The sequence below is a fragment of the Neisseriales bacterium genome, from assembly GCA_016699915.1.
Lineage (GTDB): Bacteria > Pseudomonadota > Gammaproteobacteria > Burkholderiales > Q3-R57-64 > Q3-R57-64.
In genome coordinates, this window is sequence record CP064990.1 from 249,879 (window position 1) to 274,867 (window position 24,989).

Here is a 24,989-nt window from a genome sequence, read left to right on the forward strand (position 1 = left end):
TGATACGATGAGTGATGACTATGGTGTTATCGTGATTGATACATCGGTGTTAATTAATTTTTTGAACTTAAATCAAATTCATCGGATAGCTCAATGCTTTAAGCAAATGATCCTGACAGATCATGTTGTTGAAGAAGTTACATTACAAAAAGTATACTTGGCAGAGACTATAAAAAGCGGTTTGATCACAGTAGTAAGCTTAAACGAAGAAAGTGATATCAATCAGTTTCTTGCGTTGCTAAAAGAGGGGAGATTAGGAGTTGGCGAATGTTCAGCAATAGCTTATGCCATGAATCACAGTTACACATTAGGAATTGATGACAAACAAGCGATTCGTGCAGCAAGACGATTCGAGCCTGCGATCCCAATTTTGGGAACGTTTGATATCTTTGAGATGCTATTTGAGTATTTTTCACATTCTTGGCTGAGCAAAGTATTATTCAATGAGAAGTCGTTCTTTCCTTCCACCCATCCCCATTTTTCTGTTATACTCTTTTCCCCCTTAACCAACCCTATGTGGTTTGAAACTAAACCATGTGGTCGGTTTAAGATTGCTCTTTAACAATTGAGAAGCCAAAAAAATAGTAATAATCAGCATAACGGGTTAGTTTAAACGTTATGTGAGGGTAGAGATTGTAGTTGTGATGTAGTTTGAAGCTTCAGAACATTGAAGTGATGATGTCAAGTAAGAAAGTGCATTTGGTGGATGCCTTGGCGATCACAGGCGACGAAGGACGTGTAAGTCTGCGAAAAGCGTAGGGGAGCTGACAATAGCGCATTGATCCTACGATGTCCGAATGGGGAAACCCACTCCTTTATAGGAGTATCCCACCCTGAATCTATAGGGGTGAGGAAGCGAACCTGGTGAACTGAAACATCTCAGTAACCAGAGGAAAAGAAATCAACCGAGATTGCGAAAGTAGTGGTGAGCGAAATCGCAACAGCCTGTACAGGTTAACCATAACGTTAGAAGAATGATCTGGAAAGATCAGCCAGAGTGGGTGATAGCCCCGTATTCGAAAACGCTGTGGCCAGACTAGCTGTACGACAAGTAGGGCGGGACACGTGAAATCCTGTTTGAAGATGGGGGGACCATCCTCCAAGGCTAAATACTCGTGATCGACCGATAGTGAACTAGTACCGTGAGGGAAAGGCGAAAAGCACCCCGGGAGGGGAGTGAAATAGATCCTGAAACCGAATGCATACAAACAGTAGGAGCTCCAGCCGCAATGGGATTGAAACCAGTGTCATTGCGGCTGGGGTGACTGCGTACCTTTTGTATAATGGGTCAGCGACTTACATTCCGTAGCAAGCTTAACCGAATAGGGGAGGCGTAGGGAAACCGAGTCCGAATAGGGCGTTTTGAGTTGCGGGGTGTAGACCCGAAACCGAGTGATCTATCCATGGCCAGGTTGAAGGTGCGGTAACACGCACTGGAGGACCGAACCCACTTATGTTGCAAAATAAGGGGATGAGCTGTGGATAGGAGTGAAAGGCTAATCAAACTCGGAGATAGCTGGTTCTCCCCGAAAACTATTTAGGTAGTGCCTTGCGATACACTGATGGGGGTAAAGCACTGTTATGGCTAGGGGATCATCATGATTTACCAAACCATGGCAAACTCAGAATACCATCAAGTGGTTTCGCAGGAGACAGACATCGGGTGCTAACGTCCGGTGTCAAGAGGAAACAACCCAGACCGCCAGCTAAGGTCCCAAATATCCGCTCAGTGGTAAACGAAGTGGGAAGGCTAAGACAGCCAGGATGTTGGCTTAGAAGCAGCCATCATTTAAAGAAAGCGTAATAGCTCACTGGTTAAGTCGTCCTGCGCGGAAGATGTAACGGGGCTCAAGCGGATAACCGAAGCTGCGGATGACAACAGCAATGTTGTTGTGGTAGGGGAGCGTTCTGTAGGTCTGCGAAGGTGTGCTGTAAAGCATGCTGGAGATATCAGAAGTGCGAATGCTGACATGAGTAGCGATAAAGCGGGTGAAAAGCCCGCTCGCCGAAAGCAAGGTTTCCTACGCAACGTTCATCGGCGTAGGGTGAGTCGGCCCCTAAGGCGAGGCTGAAAAGCGTAGTCGATGGGAAACAGGTTAATATTCCTGTACTGTATCAAAGTGCGATGTGGGGACGAAGAACGTTAGGTCAGCGGCCTGTTGGATGGTCGTTCAAGCCTGTAGATGGATCGCCTTGGCAAATCCGGGCGGTTATTAACATCAAGGGGTGATAACGAGGATCTACGGATCTGAAGTGACTGATACGCAGCTTCCAGGAAAAGCCACTAAGCTTCAGCTTTGATGCAACCGTACCGCAAACCGACACAGGTGGGCAGGATGAGAATTCTAAGGCGCTTGAGAGAACTCAGGAGAAGGAACTCGGCAAATTGATACCGTAACTTCGGAAGAAGGTATGCCTCATTAGTGTAGCGGGGTTCGCCCCCAAAGCGCGAAGAGGCCGCAGAGAATCGGTGGCTGCGACTGTTTAATAAAAACATAGCACTGTGCTAACACGCAAGTGGACGTATACGGTGTGACGCCTGCCCGGTGCTGGAAGGTTAAATGAAGGGGTGTTAAGCTCCGGATTGAAGCCCCAGTAAACGGCGGCCGTAACTATAACGGTCCTAAGGTAGCGAAATTCCTTGTCGGGTAAGTTCCGACCCGCACGAATGGCGTAACGATGGCCATACTGTCTCCTTCTGAGACTCAGCGAAGTTGAAATGGTTGTGAAGATGCAATCTCCCCGCTGCTAGACGGAAAGACCCCGTGAACCTTTACTGTAGCTTTGCATGGGCGTTTGAACAAGCTTGTGTAGGATAGGTGGGAGGCTTCGATACCGAGGCGCTAGTTTCGGTTGAGCCAACGTTGAAATACCACCCTGGATTGTTTGGATGTCTAACCTTGGTCCGTTATCCGGATCGGGGACAGTGCATGGTAGGCAGTTTGACTGGGGCGGTCTCCTCCTAAATTGTAACGGAGGAGCTCGAAGGTTACCTAGATACGGTCGGAAATCGTATGGATTGTGCAATGGCATAAGGTAGCTTAACTGCGAGACTGACAAGTCGAGCAGATGCGAAGCAGGACATAGTGATCCGGTGGTTCTGTATGGAAGGGCCATCGCTCAACGGATAAAAGGTACTCCGGGGATAACAGGCTAATTCCGCCCAAGAGTTCATATCGACGGCGGCGTTTGGCACCTCGATGTCGGCTCATCACATCCTGGGGCTGTAGCAGGTCCCAAGGGTATGGCTGTTCGCCATTTAAAGTGGTACGTGAGCTGGGTTTAAAACGTCGTGAGACAGTTTGGTCCCTATCTGCAGTGGGCGTTGGAAGTTTGACGGGATCTACTCCTAGTACGAGAGGACCGGAGTGGACGTACCGCTGGTGTACCGGTTGTAACGCCAGTTGCATCGCCGGGTAGCTAAGTACGGGAAAGATAACCGCTGAAAGCATCTAAGCGGGAAACTTGCCTGAAGATAAGACTTCCCTGGGGCGTGACCCCCTGAAGAGCCGTGGTAGACCACCACGTTGATAGGCTGGGTGTGTAAGCGCTGTGAAGCGTTCAGCTAACCAGTACTAATGACTCGTGAGGCTTGGCATCATCATTTGAATGCTTTGAAGTAAAGCTCACCCTTTTTGGCTTCTTAAATCCGTTATGTCTGGTAGCCATAGCGAGGTGGATCCACCCCTTCCCATCCCGAACAGGACGGTGAAACGCCTTTTGCGCCGATGATAGTGCGGTAGGTTATCGTGTGAAAGTAGGTGACTGCCAGACTTTTATTCAAGAACGAGGGGGCAAAACAAGCCCCCTCTGTTCTGATCCGGTAGGTGCTTGAGGGGTAGGAGGGAGTGGGGGAGTTGGGTGGCTAATCCGTTTTTAACAGAATATATTGATTTTGCGCACCTTGATCCTCTGCAGGTAACCGAAGCGGTTGATCAGAAGATCGTATGCATTCAACAGGCTCTCGAACAGGCTATTGCTGATACGTCCTCTTCTTTGGATACGTTAGCGCAGTTATTTTATGAAGTTGAAGGGTTGTCTTCTATTTGGCGTGTAGCTAATCAACTACATAGTGTGGTCAATAGTGCAACATGGCGAGCAGTTATTCAAGACAATCTACCCAAAATCACGCAGTTAATCACTACGATTCATCAGCATCCACTCCTTTATCAGCGCTTCAAATTGCTTTTGAAGCAGGCTGATCGATTGAGCATGGAGCAACAAGTCTTGTTAACTCACCAAGTTCGCGATTTTCGCTTGTCGGGTACTGAACTTACAAAAACCGATAAAGCAACCTTTTTGACAACCCAGACTCAATTGGCGAATTTGGCTTTGCGGTTTGAGCAAAATGTGTTGGACGCAACAGCAGATGGTGTTTGGTATGTTGAGGATCCTGCTCAACTAGCCGGTATACCGGATGACTTACAAACCGTATTTTGCGAAGCCGCTAAAAAGGATGGTAAAACTGGCTATAAACTAACCTTGCAAAGTACTTGTTGTCAGGCGGTACTTAATTATGCGCATCATCGTGCCTTGAGAGAAAAAATGTATCGTGCCTATGTGGTGCGCGCTTCTGAACTGGGTAACCCAAAATATGACAACACGACTTTAATCAATCAACACTTAGCTTATTATCAAACTATTGCGCATTTATTGGGGTTTACTTCCTATGCCAAGGTATCGCTTGTGCCTAAAATGGCCAGTAGCCCCGAAGCCGTCATTCAATTTTTGCAAGATTTAGCCAACAAAGCGCGTCCTTTTGCGCAAAAAGAACTAGCCAAGTTGACAACATTTGCACGTACTAGGCTTGGTTTATCCGTGATTGAGCCATGGGATATGCATTATGTTGCCGAGCAATATCGACAACAGCATCACGCTTTATCTAGCCAAATGATTCGTCAATATTTTCCCATCCATAAAGTGCTATCGGGTTTATTTGCGCTGATCCATCAGCTCTATAACGTGACGGTTCAGTCGTTGGATGTACCCTTGTGGCATCCAGATGTGCAATTTTATCAACTCTTCGATCACTCGGGTCAAGTATTAGGCGGGTTTTACTTGGATCTTTACGCGCGCGATAATAAGCAAGAAGGTGCTTGGATGAATGGTATACGTAATCGTTTTATTCATCGTGATCAACGACAAAAACCCATGGCATGTGTAACCTGTAATTTTACCCCTCCTACTGGTGACCAACCTGTACTTTTAACACATGATGAAGTCCAAATACTCTTTCATGAACTGGGTCATTGCTTACATCATCTCCTTACGCAGGTGGATACTATCGGCTTATCCGGCATGGAAGGCGTTGAGTGGGATGCGGTGGAATTGCCCTCACAGTTTATGGAATGCTTTAGCTGGGAATGGGATGTTTTGCAACAAATCAGTGAACATATTGATACCAAAGCACCGCTTCCTCGTGCTTTATACGAAAGCATGTTGCAGGATAAACATTTTCAAGGTGCCTTGAAATTATTGCGTCAAATCGAATTTGGATTGTTTGACATCAAGTTGCATGATGCACCGGATTTATCGACTGACTGGCTGACCTTGTTAGATCAAGTGCGAGCAGAAGTATCGGTTATCCCAAAGCCAGCTTATGATCGTTCCATGCATAGTTTTTTACATGTTTTTGCAGGTGGCTATACAGCGGGCTACTATAGTTATTTATGGGCTGAAGTTTTATCATCGGACGTGTATGCGGCTTTTCACGAAGCAAGCGATCGCACAAAGGTTGGTAAGCGTTTTTGGGAAGCAATCCTAGCGGCGGGAAGTACCCGATCAACTTTGGCATCCTTTCGCGCCTTCAGAGGTCGCGACCCGGATACCACCTTTTTTTTACAAAACAAGGGACTAGTGGCCTAAGCAATGAGGATGCATCTGCCAAGGGCATAACATGATGGATGAACAGGCGCTACTTCGTTATAGTCGACATATTTTGCTCAAAGAGATCGGGATAGAGGGTCAGTTAGCCATTTGTCAGGCGACTGTATTGGTTGTGGGCTGTGGTGGATTAGGCGCAACGGTGATATCCATCTTAGCTGCTGCTGGGGTCAAACAGCTAATTTTGGCGGATAATGATAGGCTCGAATTATCCAATTTACAACGACAAGTAGCTTATAGCGAAGCCGATATTGGGCAGCCCAAAGTAGTGCTGGCCGCTCAAGTTGTCAGAAGACTTAATAAACAAGTAGCAACACAAGCCATTCAGCAAAAATTAGATCAGCAGGCACTGATACAACTGATGGATCAAGCGGATGTGGTAGTTGATTGCACGGATAACTACATAACACGTCATGCGGTAAATCAGGCGGCTTTGAAAACGAAAACGCCACTAGTCAGTGGTGCGGCATCGCGATTTGATGGACAGTTAACTGTTTTCGATTTTCGGCAACCCCATAGCCCCTGCTATGCTTGTTTGTTTGATCCTACTATGCTAAGTGATGATGGCCGTTGTGCGACGTTGGGTATATTTTCGCCTTTGGTGGGCATGATCGGGTCACAACAAGCTGCTGAGACGCTCAAATTGATTGGGCAGATAGGAAAGAGTTCCATTGGACAGTTAATTGTTTACGATGCACTATTTGCTAAAATGCACATCATTTCTTTTGCAAAGCGCTTTGACTGCACGGTTTGTGCAAATCCCTTGTCAATTTGACTATGCACTTTTTTGAGAGTGGATTGGGTTAAAGTGACCGAGTGTAATGACAAGATAGAACGACAGGATGCTAGCTTTATTCAGCATCTGTTTGAGCGTATTGCGCCCCGTTATGATCATTTTGCTTTACTGTCTGATGCTATTATTAAAAGGATGATGCATCGTTTAGCCTATGTGCGCTTGCAACCTGATAGGGTGCTTGATGTGGGTAGCGGCACAGGCAACGGCGCTTTCCATTTGCGCCAGCATTATCCGGTTGCTGATGTCATTGAGCTGGATATAGCTTGGTCTATGCTAACTTGTTCTTATTGTAAAACAGTAAACACCTCTTCGCGACGTAGCCAATGGCTACTGAATGCGAACATGGATTACTTGCCTATTGCCAATGAAGCGGTTGATATGCTGTGGTCCAATTTGGTTTTGCATTATACGAATCACCCCGAAAGAATCTTACAAGAATGGCACCGTGTTTTAAAACCTAACGGACTTTTAATGTTCAGTTTATTAGGCCCTAAGACGCTGCAAGAATTTCAAAGTGTTTTTTTGCAATCAGGCTGTCTTGGTTCACCCCATCATTTTGCTAGCATGCAGGCAATCGGTGACCAACTGCTGGAAGTAGGTTTTTCTGACCCGGTTGTTGACCATGAAATGGTTGTGTTAACCTACCCAAATTGGCGAATGATGATACAGGCTTTGCGTGGTAGCGGTATGTATGCTTTACTTATTAATCAGTTACCAGCAAGGCTATCTCAGCAGCAATGGCGAAGGATTCAACAGCAATATGACATGCTGAGGTATGGGGGGGCTGATTGGCCAGTTACTTGTGAAGTGATTTACGGGCATGCTTGGCGCGCTATAGCCGATGATGCGTTATATTCGATCCGGTCGGTATGATCGGTATGTTGAGGATAGGCATAATTAATGCAAAGGTCTGGGATTGGTTTATTTGGCGGCACTTTTGACCCGATTCATCTTGGCCATCTTCGCTTGGCTTGTGCATTAAGAGATGAATTGCGATTATCCAAAGTTTACCTTATACCTGCCGGACAGCCTTACCATAAAACAGCGTTGCCTGTTGCTAGCGCAGCCCAGCGCTTGGCCATGGTCAAGCTCGCTATTCAAGGCGAACCGTTGCTATTTACTGATGATCGTGATGCGGTTAAGCAAACACCAACCTATACAGTAGAAACACTCAGTACCATCCGCCAAGAGGTTGGCAGTAAAGAAGTGTTATGGTATCTGATGGGTATGGATGCTTTTAGGCAATTGACCTTATGGAAAGACTGGAAAATTTTACTGACACTCACTAATATTGCCGTTGCTTTGCGAGATAAGCATCATGCTAAGCTACCGACACAACTGGATCTTCTATGGCAAGCACGGCAATCCGATGTATTTTCCCATCAAGTAGCAGGTAGGTTGTATTGCCTGCATTTGCCTCCCAAAGCTATTGCTTCAAGGGATTTAAGGGAGCAGTTAATGTGCGGTAAACACGATCAAACTTTAGTACCCCAAGCTGTTTTAGACTATATGACACGAGAAGCCATTTATTATCAGCCTGCTTGATGAGGCATCTCTATCCAATCCATAGTTGTTAAAAAATAAGAGCACATTATACTCAACGTGATATTGATCAGGTGCTATTGACTGTGTGATGGGATGCTTCAAATATGATACAACCTACCGAGGCTGATGTGATTTCAATATTATTGATGCGTAATGAACTTGGTTTAGGTATGTTACTCGGTAAGCATTTTTGTAATCGTTACGCTTATGCGTGCAGTATATTTTCCATACTATTGCTTTTATTACTCGTCGTGCACAGCAAGCCTGCTTTTGCCCAATTTGGCCAGGATGATTATGATTATGTGGATTATGAGGATCTCAAATCAAAAGTTTGTGCAAGAGAATTAGAGCGATTTCGTCAAAAACTTCGTAATGATGATATCCCCCTTGTTGTATTCCTCAAAATTACTCGTAAACTGATCATAGAGAAGTGCGGGTCGGATAATTATTTGTTGATTAATTATTTATCTCGAATCATTGTTCAAGCAGAACGGCTCGAAAAAGGTGAAATCAGTTACGAAATATTTAGGCGCTTCAGAAATCAAGAGTGGAGGAGATATGAAAGAAAGGTTCAGCAGAGCAACGAAAAATACTGATACCTCGGCTCACCCAGAAAATTCGTTTTTCAGTCCTCGATATGTTATTGCCTTGTTGTTTGTGGTCTTCATTGCTGTTATCATTTGCGTCATATTTTGGCAAAAAAATACTATTCTAGAAGAAAAAATAAAAATTGCGGACAGCCAAATTGCGTCCAGCGAGGTTGTTGCATTTGAGCCCCAGGTAGCTAGTCAGGAAATTCAAACAGCTCAAGAAACGATGGAGGAGTTTAAAAATAAGCATGACAAGATATCCGAGACAGATGTTGAGCAGTACTGGGAAATTTCGAGCTTAAAAGAACAAAATGCCATATTAGTTAACAATGTTCAAGCGCTCAAACAGTACAACGATAGGCTTGAGTCAGAATCTGCAGCTTTTGGGTCAAGAATTTCAGAGTTGGAGTCAGAAATTGCTGCCTTAAGACGCAGGCTCTACAATCTAGAGGCTCAGGAAGACTATATTGCAGAAGAAGCGAGCGCGGAATAGAGGCTGTAGCAGGTCCCAAGGGTATGGCTGTTCGCCATTTAAAGTGGTACGTGAGCTGGGTTTAAAACGTCGTGAGACAGTTTGGTCCCTATCTGCAGTGGGCGTTGGAAGTTTGACGGGATCTACTCCTAGTACGAGAGGACCGGAGTGGACGTGTGGCATTTACAGCGATGCAAAAATAAAGAAGAATTGGTCGATGAGTAGATTAATCTTGTCTTATATATTTACCTCCTCTTCACTTTGGATCTTCTCCTTCCTCATGCCGTTGTTGTTTTTATCGGCTAAAGCACCCCCATTACTTATTACGACCGCTTATGCTGTTGCTTTTTCGTCTTATTTGATTGTGACTCCTTTTGCTGGCGGGCTTTGTGATCGATTTAACAAAAAAATGATGCTGTTGCTCGGAGAATTATTAGCGTCTCTGTCCATAGCCATTATCGCCATCATGCCAATAAATAGTACGACCACTCCCTTGATTTTGCTACTCACGTTTATTGCTGCTTCAGCAGGCGTGATGCATCATCCAACCTTTCAAAGTATTATTCCTTCTGTCGTACATCCTGATTTTCGCGAAAAGTTTAATGCCAAAATTAATGGGATTGATAATGTGGTTAATATTTTGGCGCCATTAGGCGCTGGTTCACTGTTAATATTGATGAATCATCAACAGGTTTTATTATCATGTATAGCACTTAATTGTATTTCTTATTTAATTATTACTTATTTAAATTATCAACACTTCTCTGATAAGTGGCACCCTGATTTTCCTGGGGGTGCTCTATGGGAAAAAGACACCTTTGTTTGGAGCGGGTGATAATGTCAAGCCCTCCTAAGCTATTCATTAGCTTTTTATATGCATCAAGTGTTTGCGTAATCTATACGCTATGACATCCATTATTCGAACAGATGCTTTCTCATTGAGAAAATAGAACAAAAAAACCTTGGCGAAAATAAACAATTTCGCCAAGGTTCTATATTGCCACTGCTCTAAATGGTTAATATCTTTGACCACTTACAAAGCTTTTCAATAGAAGCGATAGGTTGCTTGCTATTTTCAGTTAGCAGGACAATTATTTTTTATCTTTCTGATCGTCTTTTACCTCTGAAAACTCTGCATCAACAATATCCTCTGGTGCTTTTTTCTCACCATTTTCGGGTTGTTTTGCTTGTTCTGACGTAGCGTTTTTGTCTGCCTGCATCTGTGCATACATCAATTCACCCAATTTTTGGCTCACTTTAGCGAGTGCTTCAGATTTTTGCTCAATTTCTGTTTGGTTATCACTTTTCACAGCTTCTTCCAACGCTTTTAGCGCTGTTTCGATCTGATTTTTCTCGTCTGCACTGATTTTATCGCCATATTCCGCAAGCGATTTTTTTGTTGCATGAAGCAAGGTATCAGCTTGATTTTTAGCTTGCACCAATGCATGGAGTTTTTTGTCTTCTTCGGCATTGGTTTCAGCATCTTTGACCATGTTCTGAATTTCTGCTTCTGATAAGCCGGAAGATGCTTGAATAATAATTTTGTTTTCTTTGCCAGTTGCCTTATCTTTGGCAGAAACATGCAAGATACCGTTAGCGTCAATATCAAATGTGACTTCAATTTGCGGGATACCGCGTGGCGCAGGCGGAATATCGGATAGATTAAATTGTCCCAAAGATTTATTAGCACTTGCTTTTTCGCGCTCACCTTGTAAGACATGAATCGTTACACTACCCTGATTATCTTCCGCAGTTGAAAATACTTGGCTTGCCTTGGTGGGAATAGTGGTATTTTTTTGAATCAGTTTGGTTAAAACACCCCCCAAAGTTTCGATACCCAAAGATAAGGGCGTTACATCTAGTAGCAACACATCAGTTCGGTCTCCTGCCAACACCGAACCTTGAATAGCAGCTCCCACCGCAACGGCTTCATCGGGATTAATATCTTTTCTGGGTTCTTGACCAAAGAAAGCTTTGACCACTTCTTGCACTTTTGGCATACGGGTTTGCCCACCTACCAAAATAACATCGTGAATGTCGCTGACCGATAGCCCAGCATCTTGCAGAGCAATTTTGCACGGCTCAATAGAGCGCTGAATTAAGTCTTCAACGAGGGATTCGAATTTTGCACGCGTTAACTTCATCGTCAGGTGTTTAGGGCCTGACGCATCCATCGTAATGTAAGGTAAATTAATTTCGGTCTGTGTAGCGCTGGATAATTCAATCTTTGCTTTTTCGGCTGCTTCTTTTAAGCGTTGTAGTGCCATGACATCATTTTTCAGATCAATGCCTTGCTCTTTTTTATATTCCGTCACAATATAGTCAATAATGCGCTGATCAAAATCCTCGCCACCAAGGAAAGTGTCTCCATTTGTCGCTAACACCTCAAACTGTTTATCATTATCAACGGCAGCAATTTCAATGATGGAGATATCGAAGGTACCACCACCTAGGTCGTAGATAACAATTTTACTGTCATTTTTTTGGGTTTTATCCATACCAAAAGCCAACGCCGCCGCTGTGGGTTCGTTGATAATTCGCTTGACTTCTAGGCCGGCAATCCGACCCGCATCCTTTGTTGCTTGACGCTGGCTATCATTAAAGTAGGCTGGTACGGTAATCACCGCTTCAGTAACAGTTTCGCCTAAATAGTCTTCGGCAGCTTTTTTAAGTTTTCTTAAGATTTCCGCTGCGATCTGAGGTGGCGCCATTTCTTTGCCTTGTGCTCTGACCCATGCGTCCCCATTAGGGGCTTTCATGATCTCAAAAGGCATCAAGTCAATATCTTTTTGGACTTCTTTATCTTCAAAACGCCGACCAATTAAGCGTTTAGTAGCATATAAAGTATTCTTTGCATTGGTGACGGCCTGACGTTTAGCCGAAGCACCAACGAGCACTTGATTGTCATCCATATAAGCAACCACAGAAGGTGTCGTACGACCCCCTTCGGAGTTTTCAATGACCTTCGGTTTGCCATGCTCTATGATGGCTAAGCAAGAATTGGTGGTACCCAAATCAATGCCAATAATTTTTCCCATAATTTTTCCTAATTTTTAAGAGTGCTTGTCATGATTTAAAGGAATTGTTTCATCTCGTTGATATAGGTCGTGGTCATTTGTCTTATTTTCAAGTACTGAGGATACCGGATTGACTGCAGCAGAAACAATGACCATGGCAGGTCTTAGCACCCGATCAGCGATTACATAACCTTTTTGCATGACACGCAATACACGGTTTGGTTCTTGCTCAGATGCTTCGGTACTAATTGCATGATGCCGGTGCGGATCAAGCTGTTCGCCTTGAACTGGATTAATTTCGCTAATTTGAGCCCTTTCAAAAGCTGAAACTAACTGCTTGAGTGTCAACGAAACCCCCATTTTTAATGTTTCAAACTGATTGCTCTCATCGGCCAGCGCCATTTCTAAGGCATCTTTAACACCTAAAAGGTCGGCAGCGAACTTATTGGACGCGTATTTATGCGCATTCTGTAATGCTTCCTCTGAGCGACGACGCTGATTTTCCATTTCAGCCAATGTTCGCAAAAGCTGATCATGCAACTGGCGACAAGTCTCCTCAAGTTGCAATGTGGTTTGATCGGACTCGTTTTTTTGCGGTGTAGGAGCCTGCACTGTTTCTTCAGGACAAGATATTGTTTTATGTTTAGTATGGCTTGCCATGCTTTATTCCTACAGAATAGCCTTAAGATCTAAGTTTGAGTACAGCTACCAGATGAGGGCATATCGCCTAAATTCAATAGGGCAACGTCAGCACGTTTGGATTGCAAAGTAGATGGCAGCGCAAAAACAACCTTTTCTTCTACACCCGCTAATTCCTGTATGGTAGCTTGGGTCAGCTCTTGAATGCGTAGCGCAATTGTTTTGACTAAGCTCTCCGGTGCTGATGCGCCAGCCGTCAAACCAATATGGGCTACTTGTTCAAACCAGCTTTCATTGAGTTGATCAGCGTGATCCACCATCCAAGCTTGCGTACCTGCTTGTTCAACAACTTCTTTTAGGCGATTAGAGTTAGAGCTATTAGGGGAGCCAACGATCACCATAATATCAGAAAGTTTAGCAAGCGTGATTGCGGCATTTTGTCGATTTTGCGTAGCATAGCAAATATCGCTTTTTCTAGGCCCGATGATACCAGGAAACTTTCTTTTTAATGCTGTAATAATTGCTTGGGTTTCTTGTACGGCGAGCGTGGTTTGCGTGACATAAGCGAGTTGTTGTGAATGCTTGACTGGAAGTAGTGCAATATCATCGATAGATTCAATCAAGTAAATATGTTCCGTTAACTGTCCCATTGTGCCTACTACTTCGGGATGTCCAGCATGGCCAATCATGATGATTTCGAATCCAGCCTCATGCATTCGGCGAACTTCCAGATGAACCTTTTTAACAAGGGGGCAGGTTGCATCGAGTATTCGCATGGATTTAGCTTGAGCGGTTTGCTCAACGGCGCGCGATACGCCATGCGCTGAGAAGATGCATACGGACTGTGGCGGGGCTTCATCAAGATTTTCTACAAAAATGGCACCTTGTTTTTGTAATGCAGCGATGACAAATCGATTATGAACGACTTCGTGATGCACGAAAACAGGTTGTCCAAATTGTTCAAGTGTCAAGCGAACAATGGATATAGCTCGATCAACACCTGCACAAAAGCCACGCGGATTAGCGATATATAATATTTTTTGAGTCATTGGCGTCGCCATGCTATGTTAAGTACTACATCGTCATGAGCGTTTCAGCGTGGCTGGACGATTAATAAGGAAACCCAATGCACCGAGTGTAATGCAACTATCAGCAAGGTTAAAAGCTGGAAAAGTATATTGCTGATAATAAAATACGAGAAAATCAGTTACATAACCATAAAGGCATCGATCAATCAAATTACCGATTGCTCCACCGAGAATCAATGCTGCACTCATTGACATCATGCCGACAAAATACCCACGCCAGATACCTCGTATCAACCAAATGGCCATTATGATGGCTAGCGCGGCAAAAAGGTAAATTTGCCAACCCGTCTCATGAGATAAGAAGCTAAAAGCCGCGCCAGTGTTATAGTACAAAGAGAGTTTAAAGAAGCCTGGAATGGCTTCGTAAGAGGTTACTTTGGCTAACCAAGCGCGACAAGTTATTTTGCTAAGCTGGTCTAGTAAAATCATAACACCCGCTAAACCTAACCACTGCCAAGGATTGGCATCATGTTTTTTTTGGATCGTATTAGGCATGGCGACGTATTTCTCCTTGACCATATACATTGCTCTGGCAACGATTGCACAGTGTTGGGTATGTAGTAGATTGACCAACGGATGGATGAAAATGCCAACAACGGGCACATTTATTATGCTGACTAGGTAGGACATGCAGGGTTAATGTATCTCCCATGATGATACTAACTTGCGAGACGATGAGTGCGAATTGCAATTCATCCTGTAGGCTAGATAAAAAGGAGTATAACGTTTTGGGAGCAATCACTTGCACTTCGGCTTGCAAGGAAGAGCCGATATGGCCGACTTGACGCTGATTTTCAAGTGCTTTATGTACTACTTCACGAAAAGCGCGGATGGCCTGCCATTTATCAAGCAAAATTTGTCGCTCGCCAGGAGATTGCTTAGGAAAAATGTAAGTCGTGTGGAACAAAGTGCTATCTTGATCGTCTTGTACAAGCGTCTCCCATGCTTCTTCTGCAGTGAAGGTTAAAATAGGGCTCATTAATAGTAATAGACTATGTGTGATATGGTAAAGCACAGTTTGTGCCGAACGCCGACCCAGGCTATTTTTCTGCATGGTATAGAGGCGATCTTTGATGATATCTAAATAAAAAGCCCCTAAATCTTCTGAGCAATAGTGTACCAGTTCTTGTACAGCAAAATGAAACGTGTAGCGCTCGTAATGAGTAAGAACCTTTTCCTGCAACAGTTCTGAGACAATTAACATATAGCGATCTAATTCGATCATCTGATCCAGCTGTATTGATTGCTCGGTTGGGTTAAAGTCGGATAGGTTAGCTAACAAAAATCGGATGGTATTTCGTATCCTTCGATAACTTTCGGTTGCCTGCTGCAAGATTTCATCTGAAACCGCTATCTCGCCTGAGTAATCGGTCGATGCGATCCATAGACGCAAAATATCTGCCCCCAACGAATCATTGATTTTTTGGGGTGAGATGACATTCCCGAGCGATTTGGACATTTTATTGCCCTTGCTATCGACCACAAAACCGTGGGTGAGTAGTTGACGATAAGGGGCTTTTTTAAGGATAGCGCTACCAATAATTAAGGAGGTTTGAAACCAACCACGATGCTGATCAGAGCCTTCCAAATATAAATCAGCAGGCCAAGTCAGTTCAGGTCTTTCCTGTAAGACAGTCATATGGGTTGATCCTGAATCAAACCACACATCTAAAATATCAGGGGATTTTTGGTATAGATCAGCCTCATCTCCGAGCAAGGTTTTGGGGTCAAGTTTGAACCATGCCTCAATACCTTCTTTTTCGATCAATTGCGCAACTTGTTCAAGTAGTGCCTCGGAATTCGGGTGCAGTGTTTGGGTGTGGCGGCGCACGAAAAATGGTATCGGAATCCCCCATTGTCGCTGCCTCGATATACACCAGTCGGGTCGCGAATCAATCGTAGATCTAAGGCGTATTTTGCCTGAATCAGGAAAAAATTGTATTGCTTGGGCTACTTGCTTTAGTGTTGTACGTAACGTGGTTTTTTGTGACCCCAGTTTATCCATGTGGATAAACCATTGTTTTGTTGTACGAAACAAAAGCGGGGTGTGATGGCGCCAGCAATGTGGATAACTATGCGTGATTTTTGCTTGATGAATCAAAGTATGCTGTTTTTGAAGTGTATCAATAATTGTTTGATCAACTTGCCTAACCGACAAGCCAGCGAACAATTCCACATCAGGTTTGTAGCATCCGCTTGCATCCAAGGGATTATGAAGTGGCAAGTGATATTTTAGTCCAACAAGAAAATCTTCTGTGCCATGAACAGGAGCAGTATGGACAAGGCCTGTTCCCGCATCGGTTGTAACATGTGAACCGCATATGATGGGCACGGTTCGCTGATAAAAAGGGTGCTGCAATACTAGATGCTCTAGTTCACTACCCATTGCCTCTGCTATGAGGTCGTATCGTTCAATGCCACAGCGTTGACAGGTTATATCAACCAGTGCTTTAGCTACTATCCAGCAAGTATTATTGTTGATGCTAATTAATTGATAGATTAATTCAGCGTGCACCGCAACGGCCTGATTTGCTGGCAATGTCCAAGGTGTTGTTGTCCAAATTACCGCAAAACAAGCTTGATTGGGTTGCGGAATACCAAATGCTTTGGCTAATTTGGCAGGTTCTTGTACCCGAAATGCGACATCAAGGGCAATGGTGGTATGTGGGGCGTATTCCACTTCTGTCTCAGCTAGTGCTGAGATGCATTCGATACACCAATGTACGGGTTTTTCTCCCTGTCCCAAGTAACCTGCTTGATAAACCCTACTCAAGGTTCGTACGGTATTAGCCTCTGTTAAAAAATCCATCGTGATATAAGGGTGATCCCAATCCCCACAAATACCCAACCGAATAAAATCCTGCTTTTGTTTGGCGATTTGCTGGGTAGCATATTCGCGACATCGTTGACGAAATTGATCGGCAGGCATAGCTTTACCATATATTTTTTCAATAGCCAGCTCAATCGGTAATCCATGGCAGTCCCAGCCAGGTATGTAAGGCGCATCAAAACCAGCAATCGTTTTTGAGCGAATCACGATATCTTTGAGCACTTTATTGACAGCATGCCCTATGTGGATAGAGCCATTAGCGTAAGGGGGGCCATCATGCAAAATAAATTTTGGTCTACCAAGAGCCAGCTGACGCAAATGTTGATAGCGGCCTTGTTTTTGCCATTTTTTAACCCACTCCGGCTCCCGTTGCGCTAAGTTAGCACGCATGGGAAAGGTTGTATCCATCAAATTGATGGTGGTTGTGTAATCTATATTCACTTATGCTAATTCCCAGTAAATTTTTGCTTGTCGCACATCCTCTTGTATTTGTGTTACCAGCGCATCAATGGTCTGAAAACGTTTTTCATCACGCAATTTTTTAATAAAATATACGGTCATGCGTTGACCGTACAGTGAACTGGAATGGTTCAAAAGATGCGTTTCCAATTTATATTGTGTGTTGCTGTGTACAGTTGGGCTTTTGCCAAGATTAGCCACGCCATATTGTTTGCCAAATGCACCTTCTGATTCAACAATAAATACGCCTTCCAATACGGGCTGATTGCTGGTTAAATAAATATTTGCGGTTGGAAATCCTAGTTGTTGGCCAAATTGGCGACCATAAGCAATTTTTCCAGTAATTTGGTAAGGCTGTTCCAGTAGTTGTGAAGCGTAAGCTAAATCACCCTTGGCTAATGTTAGGCGAACCAAAGAACTAGAAACTCGTTCTCCATTCATGAGTACCGTTGGCATGGTTTCTGTTGTAAATGATGCGTACTGCATCAAGTGTGTTACATTACCAAGCCGTTGGGCGCCAAAATGAAAATCTTCACCAATTAGTATATAACGGGTTTTGAGTGTATCGATTAGTATATGACGTACAAAATGGTCAGCACGCAATGCGGCAAATTGCTTAGTGAAGCGACAGACAAATACCTGATCAAGCAAGTTTGTTTGCGATAACAAAGTTAGTTTGTCACGCAATGTAGAGAGTTGAGAAAGCTTATTAAATGGACTTTTTGAGTGGGGCTCAAAGGTCAAAAGACTGGCGGGCAAACCCCTTTTATCGGCCTCTTTTCTCAAGCATCGCAGTAATGCTCTATGTCCGTGATGTACGCCATCGAAATTACCGATGCTCAACGCACAGCTTGGCAATTTTTGCGTGTCCTGAAAGGGTAAAAAAATAACCTGCATCATGCTCAAACCAGTTGTTTACAATTACCTGCCGATGCCCTGTTTAGCAAGGTAACTGTCATAGTTGCCCAAATGATAATGATACCGACTTGTACCATCTAGTTCCAAAATTTGTGTAGCTAACGAAGCTACAAACTGACGATCATGGGATACAAAGATAAGTGTCCCAGCATATTTTTCAAGAGCGATATTGAGGGATTCAATCGATTCCATATCCATATGATTTGTGGGTTCATCCATAATTAGCACGTTGGGTTGTTGCAACATGAGTTTGCCATATAACATCCTACCTTTTTCGCCGCCGGAAAGTACTTGGACGGATTTATTGGCCTCATCACCAGAAAAAAGCAGTTTACCCAATGTACTGCGAATGTTTTGCTCGTCTTGTTGTGTACCCCATTGTCGCATCCAATCAATCAGGGTCATAGCGGATTGGAAATCTTTTTCGTGATCCTGTGGATAGTAGCCTACTACAGCCTTTTCTGACCATTGAATGGTACCTGTATCTGCCAAAATGGGTGGTATGCTTGCCGCATGCCATGCACTATATAACAATTTAACAAGTGTTGATTTACCCGAGCCATTCGGGCCGATAATGGCGAGTCGCTGACCTGCCTTGAGCATGAGATTAAGTTGGCAAAAGAGGGGTTTATCAAAGGCTTGACTTAATTGTTTGATTTCAACTGCTTGTCTATGCAATGGATGATGCTTATCAACCTCAAAACGAATAAAAGGGTATTGACGGGTGGAGGGTTTGATCATGATCATGCTAGATTTTATTTTTTCAACTTGTTTAACGCGACTTGTTGCTTGTCGTGCTTTGGATTTATTGGCTGAGAAGCGCGCAACAAAGCTTTGTAAGGTTTGAATTTGTTCCTTTGCTTTGGCATTGAGTGCTAATTGCTGTGTACGAGATTGTGTGCTCGCTAGCATGTAATCATCATAGTTACCGGGATATATCCCAATAGTTTGATAATCTAAATCCATGATATGAGTACAAACCGCATTAAGAAAGTGGCGATCATGGGAAATGATGACCATCATGGCACCATAATTGTTCAGGGTTTCTTCTAGCCAGCGAATGGTATTGATATCTAGGTGATTGGTAGGTTCATCTAACAGTAAGATATCGGGGTTAGAAAATAAAGCTTGCGCCAAGAGCACGCGAAGCTTCCAACCAGGCGCGATATGACGCATGAGCCCTTGCTGTGCTGGTAAAGTAATGCCTACACCAGATAATAGTTCACCGATTTTAGCTTCAGCAGCATAGCCACCGTAGGATGCGAATTTTTCCTCAAGTTCTGCAGCGTGCAAGTAATCAGCTTCTGAGGCGCTTGGATTGGCGTAAATAGCATCACGCTCGGACATAGCTTGCCACATTTCTTGATGGCCTTGCATGACAACATGCAGGACGGATTGATCCTCAAAGGCGAATTGATCCTGACGTAGTTTACCAATTCTTATATTCGGTTCGACGATAACTTGCCCATCAATGGGTACAAGATCGCCTGCTAAGACCTTTATAAAGGTGGATTTACCTGAGCCATTTGCACCGATGAGCCCGTATCGACAACCTGCATTGAATTTAAGAGAAATTTTTTCAAATAAGACATGGGCACCAAACTGCACTTTAATGTCATTGACGCTTAACACAATGTTGTTTACTTACCTTAAAATATCTCTATGAATTTGGAATAGAGCAGCATTAAATGTTCATTTTAGCATAGGTTTAAAGGATAGACTGTCCCATACCTTATTTATCGTGGCATAAGCAATGAAGCGTTGATAGGTGCTCATACAACTTCCTTAGTTTTATGGAAAGGGATATATTCATGTTAACGGGTAGCATCGTAGCACTTATAACACCCATGCAGCAAAATGGGCAGATTGATTATGTGGCATTAAAGCGTTTAATTGATTGGCATATTGTTCAGGGTACAGATGGTATTGTATTAGGGGGTACTACTGGAGAATCTGTAGTACTAGAAGACGAGGAATATAGGGCAGTTATCGAATTTGTTGTACAGCATATTAATGGTCGCATTCCAGTTATTGTGGGGGCGGGTGGTAATTCAACGCATGCGACTATTCGGCGTGTACAGCAAGCCAAAGAAGCTGGAGCACAATCTGTTTTATCGGTTGTACCCTACTATAATAAGCCAAATCAAGAAGGTATTTATCAACATTTTGCATGTATTGCCGACGCTGTTAAAATACCCCTTATCCTCTATAACGTACCGAGTCGCACAGCATCGGATATTCAAAACGAAACTGTGTTGCGTTTAGCGCAAATTCCCAATATCGTCGGTTTGAAAGACGCAACAGCCAATTTAGCAAGGGCTTGTGAGTTGATGGCATTAGTGCCGAAGGATTTTGCGTTATATTCGGGTGATGATGCTACAGCGATGGCTTTTATACTCTGTGGTGGACATGGCGCTGTTTCTGTTTGCGCGAATATAGTTCCTCATGCTTTTCGAAAGATGTGCCATGCTGCTTTGTCAGGTGAGATTAACTTGGCGCGCCAGCAAGATAGCGATTTGAGAGTACTTTATGAGCAGCTTTTTATGGAAACCAATCCATCGCCTGTCAAATGGGCACTACACGAGATGGGTTTTATTGAAAACGTGATGCGACTGCCATTGATACCGATTTCGCCACACCTCGTAGCTAAACTAACGTATACATTGCGTCGCATGAATCTTATTAAATTGTAAAAAATTTATCACCAAAACTTGAACAAAAAGCCGACCATCAAGGTCAGCTTTTTGTTTCTTTAGTCGACTAAAGACTAGTTGCTGCGTACAACCTTATTCAGCAGCAGAGGCTTCGGAGGCTTCTTCAATGCTAGAAGCTTCTTGATTAAGAGGATCTGAAGCAACTTCCGATGAGGCAGTATCACTTTGTTTACCAGCACAACCAGTCAAAGCGATAGCCAACAAAGCAGCAACAAGTAGTGATTGTTTCATAATTCTTACCTTCGTTAAAAATGACAATTAAACTTTGCAAAGTATTACCGTTCTATAATACTACTAGACCGAAACACAAACCGCTTTTGAGGGATCCTAATACGGTGTCGCAAAGACATCCATACCTATACTCCCCCTTCCGCAGGAGGATTTATATCATAAAATGAAACTTTTAGCACTATTTACTTGTCTTTGAACAGAATTTATTGTGCTAGTTATCCATATCATCGCGAAAAATGAAGCCAAGCAACATGGTTTTTTATGATGACGAAGACATAAATAAGAGCAAGAGATCATTCAAAAACTTTCTACCTCGTGTACTGGGCTTGATCAGGCTTGAATTGACTATAGCTAAACCTTGTCGTTTGGCTTCATCTAAAGCACCGCTTAGCACACTAAACGGTAAACCAGTTCGCTGTGTAAATAGAGTGGGCGCAAAACCAGCTGTCAATCGTAAAGCATTCATCATAAATTCGATTTTAAGCTGGTTTGGAGCAATATGATGTTGTGACTGAATAGGTGTTTTATTGGAAACCTGTCTGGCATAGGTTTTTGGATGCTGATAGCGCATAGTACGCAAAATACCATGCTTTGTTGTCAGTTTGCTATGCGCACCAGCACCAATACCCACATAGTCTCCAAACTGCCAATAATTGAGATTATGCTGGCAGTAATGGTGATTTTGGGCAAAAGCTGAAATTTCATAATGCGCAAACTTAGCAAGCCGAAGCTGTTGATGTATGGCTTTAGCAATCGCATCGGATTGATCGTGATTCGGTAAATCTTTGGGTGGTGCACAACCAAAAGGTGTATGTGGTTCAATAGTCAGTTGATAGGCTGAAATATGGCTAACGCCTGATGCCAGTGCAGTTTTTATATCCAACAAAGCTTCTGTTATGGTTTGGTGAGGCAAAGCGTACATTAAATCAATATTGACTTTTTTAAAATAAGACAATGCGCAATCTACTGCACGATGTGCTGCAAGGTTGTTATGAATGCGACCCAAGCTTTGTAGGCAACGGTTGGAAAAACTTTGTATACCAAGGGAGAGTCTTGTCACACCAGCTTGAGCAAAGCGCTGAAAACGACTTTGGTCTACAGTACCAGGATTGGCTTCTAAAGTAATTTCGATATTAGGTATTAAGTGGCAATATTTTTGTATACCTAAGAGCAATTGTTCAAGTGCTTGGCAAGAAAGCAAACTGGGTGTTCCGCCTCCGATAAAAATACTCACAATTGGTCTATGATCAATGCTTGGTAAGGCAAACAAAAGATCTTGCAGTAGGCTATCGACATAGGCTTGGTCATCAACATGATGGCTCGAAATGGCATGGGAATTAAAATCGCAATAAGGGCATTTTTTGATACACCAAGGGATATGCACATATAACGATAAAGGAGGTAGACAGTGCGAGTCGGTAAACGGTGTCATTTAACGGGTAAGAATAAATGAGATTGTGCTAGTAATTTTTTGAACGCTTGTGCACGATGACTGAGGCGATTCTTGTTAGTTGGGTCTAACTGTGCAGCGGTTAATTTTAAATGTGGTAAATAAAATAAAGGGTCGTAGCCAAAGCCCTTATCGCCTTGTAAAACCGTGGCTATTTGGCCGAACCATATGCCTTCTGCTATGACAGGTGCAGGATCATCAGGGTATCGTACAAGGGTCAACATGCAGTAGAAATAGCCATCACGTTTTGTGACTCCACGCATTTTTTCAATCAATAACTGATTATTTGCAGCATCTGAAGGTGGTTCTCCTGCAAATCTTGCCGAGTGGATGCCCGGTAATCCATGTAAAGCGCGTACACATAACCCAGAGTCATCCGACAGTGCAGGTAAACCCGTTATACGGCTGGCTTGCCTTGCTTTATGCAGTGCATTTTCAATAAAAGTACTATAAGGTTCGTCGGCAGGCGGTATATGTTGCTGATTTTGCGGTATTAATTGTAGAGCAAGTGGTGCCAATAGTGCCTGGCATTCTTTGATTTTGTGTGGGTTATTACTGGCAAGGATTATCCTCTTCATATGCATGAGTCTAGGTTAGTTGAGTTGTGAGCGGAAAACAATAGCTCAAGCACACTACTTAAGCGATGCTTCATGTATAAATTACATTATAAGGTGTTAGAATTTTAATGTGAGATAATGGATAAAATAATTATAGATTGGCTCGTCTTAAAATCATGTGGAATGTTATATTTTGGGATCCCTATTAACAAACAATACTTGGGCTCAACAACTCAAGAAAGGATTGCTGAAGACGCGGCAAGGTTTTGGCCGTGCTTTGTCTGATTTATTGAGTGCGCATCGCATAGATATGACATCCTATGAACAGCTCAAAAATATATTATTAGCTACCGATATGGGGTTAGATGCAGCGGAGTATTTATTGTCAGTATCCAAACAACAAGCGGTGCATAATACACAGCAATTGATACAGGCTTTATCTGACGCTTTATTTACTTTGATTCATCCGCTGGAACAGCCGCTTGATGTAACTGCCCATCAACCTTTTGTGGTGATGATGGTTGGTGTGAATGGTGCTGGCAAAACCACTTCTATTGGTAAACTGGCCAAATATTTTAAAGACCAACAAAAAACGGTATTACTCGGTGCTGCCGATACGTTCCGAGCAGCAGCCTACGAACAACTGGTTAAGTGGGCAACGTTAAGCGATATTCCTGTTGTCAGTAAAGTGGATGGGGATGCGGCTGCTGTATGTTATGACGCTATTGCAACAGCTTGTGCACAGCATATTGATGTCGTATTCATTGATACGGCTGGTCGATTGTCTACACAAAAGCATCTGATGGATGAAATCAAAAAAGTCAAGAAGGTTGCCCAAAAGGTATTATCTCATGCGCCACATGAAATATTATTGACGTTGGATGCTAATACGGGATTAAATTCACTGTCTCAAGCTAAGGCATTTGATGAAGCCCTCGGGGTAACTGGATTGGTGCTAACAAAATTGGATGGTACGGCAAAAGGCGGTATCATTGCTGCTATGGCACAACAAAAGCCCATTCCACTGCGTTTTATTGGGTTGGGGGAAGGTGTCGGTGATATACGTCCTTTTATTGCGCGTGACTATGTGGATGCTTTATTTGAAAATGGAAATGGTGCCTTATGATTCAGTTTGAGCAAGTCAGCAAGCATTATTCGGATCGCATACAGGCGTTAAATATGCTCAGTTTCTCAATTGCGAGTGGGGAAATGGTATTTATCGCTGGGCACTCCGGTGCTGGTAAATCAACATTATTAAAATTGGTCGCAGCAATTGAGCGCCCAACAAGTGGTCAAATTACTGTCAACGGCTACAACATCAGTAAGGCAACTGATGCACAACTTTGCTTTGTGCGCCAGCATATTGGTGTGGTATTTCAAGACCACAAAATATTGTTTGACCGCAATGTTTCTGATAACGTCATGCTACCACTTGATATTGTTGGGATAGGGCGTAAAGAGGCTAAACGTAGAGTGCAGGCAGCTTTAGATAAGGTGAATTTATTAGGCAAAGAAAAAGTGGCACCGATTCAGTTGTCTGGCGGCGAGCAACAGCGGTTATGCATTGCGCGTGCTGTAGTGCATCGCCCGGCGATTTTGCTGGCGGATGAGCCTTCAGCTAATCTTGATCGTGACTGCGCGCTAGATATTATGGAGCTGCTACAATCTTTTCATCAGTCTGGCGTAACGGTGTTGATTTCAGCCCATGACGAAACATTGATGGAAGACTATGGTCGGCGTATTTTGCGATTGAAAGCCGGACAGTTTATTACCTAACCTTTTTGCAATGTGGATATACCA

Annotated in this window: 20 protein-coding genes, 2 rRNA genes and 1 other annotated feature; of the genes, 12 read left to right on the forward strand and 10 right to left on the reverse strand. The window is 43.4% G+C overall.

Annotation, left to right across the window (positions count from 1 at the left end; all coding sequences use genetic code 11):
* Nucleotides 1-7: 7 nt before the first annotated feature.
* From IPK86_01220 to IPK86_01260, 9 genes are all read left to right on the forward strand, one after another.
* Nucleotides 8-562 (forward strand): hypothetical protein, encoded by a 555-nt coding sequence (locus IPK86_01220; protein ID QQS16842.1) that lies wholly within the window; start codon nt 8-10, stop codon nt 560-562.
* A 117-nt stretch (nt 563-679) separates the two neighbouring features.
* Nucleotides 680-3,600: ribosomal RNA gene (locus IPK86_01225) — 23S ribosomal RNA — on the forward strand.
* A gap of 57 nt (nt 3,601-3,657) precedes the next feature.
* Nucleotides 3,658-3,774, forward strand: a 5S ribosomal RNA gene (gene rrf, locus IPK86_01230).
* Nucleotides 3,775-3,861: 87 nt separating this feature from the next.
* A complete protein-coding gene (locus tag IPK86_01235) occupies nt 3,862-5,865 on the forward strand; it encodes a M3 family metallopeptidase (protein ID QQS16843.1) in 2,004 nt (667 codons plus the stop codon).
* A gap of 31 nt (nt 5,866-5,896) precedes the next feature.
* Nucleotides 5,897-6,658: a HesA/MoeB/ThiF family protein gene (locus IPK86_01240; GenBank protein QQS16844.1), complete on the forward strand. Its 762-nt coding sequence runs from the start codon at nt 5,897-5,899 to the stop codon at nt 6,656-6,658.
* 33 nt (nt 6,659-6,691) lie between these two features.
* Nucleotides 6,692-7,552 (forward strand): methyltransferase domain-containing protein, encoded by an 861-nt coding sequence (locus IPK86_01245; protein ID QQS16845.1) that lies wholly within the window; start codon nt 6,692-6,694, stop codon nt 7,550-7,552.
* A 27-nt stretch (nt 7,553-7,579) separates the two neighbouring features.
* A complete protein-coding gene (gene nadD / locus IPK86_01250) occupies nt 7,580-8,224 on the forward strand; it encodes a nicotinate-nucleotide adenylyltransferase (protein QQS16846.1) in 645 nt (214 codons plus the stop codon).
* 104 nt (nt 8,225-8,328) lie between these two features.
* Complete coding sequence (locus tag IPK86_01255; protein ID QQS16847.1) at nt 8,329-8,820, forward strand: hypothetical protein; 492 nt, start codon at nt 8,329-8,331, stop codon at nt 8,818-8,820.
* Nucleotides 8,821-9,289: 469 nt separating this feature from the next.
* Nucleotides 9,290-9,390: a sequence feature (23S ribosomal RNA rRNA prediction is too short), on the forward strand.
* Between the two features lie 113 nt (nt 9,391-9,503).
* A complete protein-coding gene (locus IPK86_01260; GenBank protein QQS16848.1) occupies nt 9,504-10,121 on the forward strand; it encodes an MFS transporter in 618 nt (205 codons plus the stop codon).
* 256 nt (nt 10,122-10,377) lie between these two features.
* Here IPK86_01260 and dnaK read toward each other — a convergent pair whose 3' ends face one another.
* Genes dnaK through IPK86_01295 form a run of 7 tightly spaced genes read right to left on the reverse strand, consistent with a single transcriptional unit; the run spans nt 10,378 to nt 19,869 of the window.
* A complete protein-coding gene (gene dnaK / locus IPK86_01265; GenBank protein ID QQS16849.1) occupies nt 10,378-12,324 on the reverse strand; it encodes a molecular chaperone DnaK in 1,947 nt (648 codons plus the stop codon).
* A 15-nt stretch (nt 12,325-12,339) separates the two neighbouring features.
* Nucleotides 12,340-12,963, reverse strand: coding sequence for a nucleotide exchange factor GrpE (gene grpE, locus IPK86_01270; protein QQS16850.1), 624 nt, complete (start codon nt 12,961-12,963; stop codon nt 12,340-12,342).
* Between the two features lie 29 nt (nt 12,964-12,992).
* A complete protein-coding gene (gene ispH, locus IPK86_01275; protein QQS16851.1) occupies nt 12,993-13,991 on the reverse strand; it encodes a 4-hydroxy-3-methylbut-2-enyl diphosphate reductase in 999 nt (332 codons plus the stop codon).
* 33 nt (nt 13,992-14,024) lie between these two features.
* Entirely contained in the window at nt 14,025-14,525 is a 501-nt protein-coding gene (locus IPK86_01280) for a lipoprotein signal peptidase (protein ID QQS16852.1), read from the reverse strand.
* Nucleotides 14,518-17,301 carry an isoleucine--tRNA ligase gene (gene ileS / locus IPK86_01285; protein QQS16853.1) on the reverse strand — a complete coding sequence of 928 codons (2,784 nt, stop codon included), beginning with the start codon at nt 17,299-17,301 and terminating at the stop codon, nt 14,518-14,520. The genes IPK86_01280 and ileS overlap by 8 nt, the downstream gene beginning before the upstream one ends.
* Complete coding sequence (locus IPK86_01290) at nt 17,302-18,216, reverse strand: bifunctional riboflavin kinase/FAD synthetase (GenBank protein QQS17023.1); 915 nt, start codon at nt 18,214-18,216, stop codon at nt 17,302-17,304.
* A gap of 24 nt (nt 18,217-18,240) precedes the next feature.
* Nucleotides 18,241-19,869 carry an ABC-F family ATPase gene (locus IPK86_01295; GenBank protein QQS16854.1) on the reverse strand — a complete coding sequence of 543 codons (1,629 nt, stop codon included), beginning with the start codon at nt 19,867-19,869 and terminating at the stop codon, nt 18,241-18,243.
* Nucleotides 19,870-20,048: 179 nt separating this feature from the next.
* Here IPK86_01295 and IPK86_01300 point away from each other — a divergent pair, with 179 nt between their 5' ends.
* Nucleotides 20,049-20,930, forward strand: coding sequence for a 4-hydroxy-tetrahydrodipicolinate synthase (locus tag IPK86_01300; protein QQS17024.1), 882 nt, complete (start codon nt 20,049-20,051; stop codon nt 20,928-20,930).
* A 93-nt stretch (nt 20,931-21,023) separates the two neighbouring features.
* Here the strand turns inward: IPK86_01300 and IPK86_01305 are convergent, their stop codons facing one another.
* The 3 genes from IPK86_01305 to rdgB all read right to left on the reverse strand — a co-directional run bounded on the left by IPK86_01305 (nt 21,024) and on the right by rdgB (nt 23,210).
* Entirely contained in the window at nt 21,024-21,182 is a 159-nt protein-coding gene (locus tag IPK86_01305) for a hypothetical protein (GenBank protein ID QQS16855.1), read from the reverse strand.
* Nucleotides 21,183-21,441: 259 nt separating this feature from the next.
* On the reverse strand, nt 21,442-22,614 hold the full coding sequence (locus IPK86_01310; protein ID QQS16856.1) for an oxygen-independent coproporphyrinogen III oxidase-like protein: 1,173 nt from the start codon (nt 22,612-22,614) through the stop codon (nt 21,442-21,444).
* Nucleotides 22,611-23,210, reverse strand: a complete 600-nt coding sequence (rdgB, locus tag IPK86_01315; GenBank protein QQS16857.1) for an RdgB/HAM1 family non-canonical purine NTP pyrophosphatase — start codon at nt 23,208-23,210, stop codon at nt 22,611-22,613. The genes IPK86_01310 and rdgB overlap by 4 nt, the downstream gene beginning before the upstream one ends.
* A gap of 157 nt (nt 23,211-23,367) precedes the next feature.
* Between rdgB and ftsY the strand changes: the two genes are divergently transcribed.
* Complete coding sequence (gene ftsY, locus IPK86_01320) at nt 23,368-24,315, forward strand: signal recognition particle-docking protein FtsY (protein QQS16858.1); 948 nt, start codon at nt 23,368-23,370, stop codon at nt 24,313-24,315.
* Nucleotides 24,312-24,965, forward strand: coding sequence for a cell division ATP-binding protein FtsE (gene ftsE / locus IPK86_01325; GenBank protein ID QQS16859.1), 654 nt, complete (start codon nt 24,312-24,314; stop codon nt 24,963-24,965). Before ftsY ends, ftsE begins: the two co-directional genes overlap by 4 nt.
* Nucleotides 24,966-24,989 lie beyond the last annotated feature (24 nt).

Bases quoted from the DNA above. Each gene is read 5' to 3' on its own strand.
- IPK86_01280 (QQS16852.1), bottom strand. From the start codon at position 14,525: ATGCCTAATACGATCCAAAAAAAACATGATGCCAATCCTTGGCAGTGG.
- grpE (QQS16850.1), bottom strand. From the start codon at position 12,963: ATGGCAAGCCATACTAAACATAAAACAATATCTTGTCCTGAAGAAACA.
- ftsE (QQS16859.1), top strand. From the start codon at position 24,312: ATGATTCAGTTTGAGCAAGTCAGCAAGCATTATTCGGATCGCATACAG.
- IPK86_01290 (QQS17023.1), bottom strand. From the start codon at position 18,216: ATGCAGGTTATTTTTTTACCCTTTCAGGACACGCAAAAATTGCCAAGC.
- IPK86_01255 (QQS16847.1), top strand. From the start codon at position 8,329: ATGATACAACCTACCGAGGCTGATGTGATTTCAATATTATTGATGCGT.
- IPK86_01260 (QQS16848.1), top strand. From the start codon at position 9,504: ATGAGTAGATTAATCTTGTCTTATATATTTACCTCCTCTTCACTTTGG.
- IPK86_01220 (QQS16842.1), top strand. From the start codon at position 8: ATGAGTGATGACTATGGTGTTATCGTGATTGATACATCGGTGTTAATT.
- dnaK (QQS16849.1), bottom strand. From the start codon at position 12,324: ATGGGAAAAATTATTGGCATTGATTTGGGTACCACCAATTCTTGCTTA.
- rdgB (QQS16857.1), bottom strand. From the start codon at position 23,210: ATGAAGAGGATAATCCTTGCCAGTAATAACCCACACAAAATCAAAGAA.
- IPK86_01310 (QQS16856.1), bottom strand. From the start codon at position 22,614: ATGACACCGTTTACCGACTCGCACTGTCTACCTCCTTTATCGTTATAT.
- IPK86_01300 (QQS17024.1), top strand. From the start codon at position 20,049: ATGTTAACGGGTAGCATCGTAGCACTTATAACACCCATGCAGCAAAAT.
- IPK86_01240 (QQS16844.1), top strand. From the start codon at position 5,897: ATGATGGATGAACAGGCGCTACTTCGTTATAGTCGACATATTTTGCTC.
- nadD (QQS16846.1), top strand. From the start codon at position 7,580: ATGCAAAGGTCTGGGATTGGTTTATTTGGCGGCACTTTTGACCCGATT.
- IPK86_01305 (QQS16855.1), bottom strand. From the start codon at position 21,182: ATGAAACAATCACTACTTGTTGCTGCTTTGTTGGCTATCGCTTTGACT.
- ispH (QQS16851.1), bottom strand. From the start codon at position 13,991: ATGACTCAAAAAATATTATATATCGCTAATCCGCGTGGCTTTTGTGCA.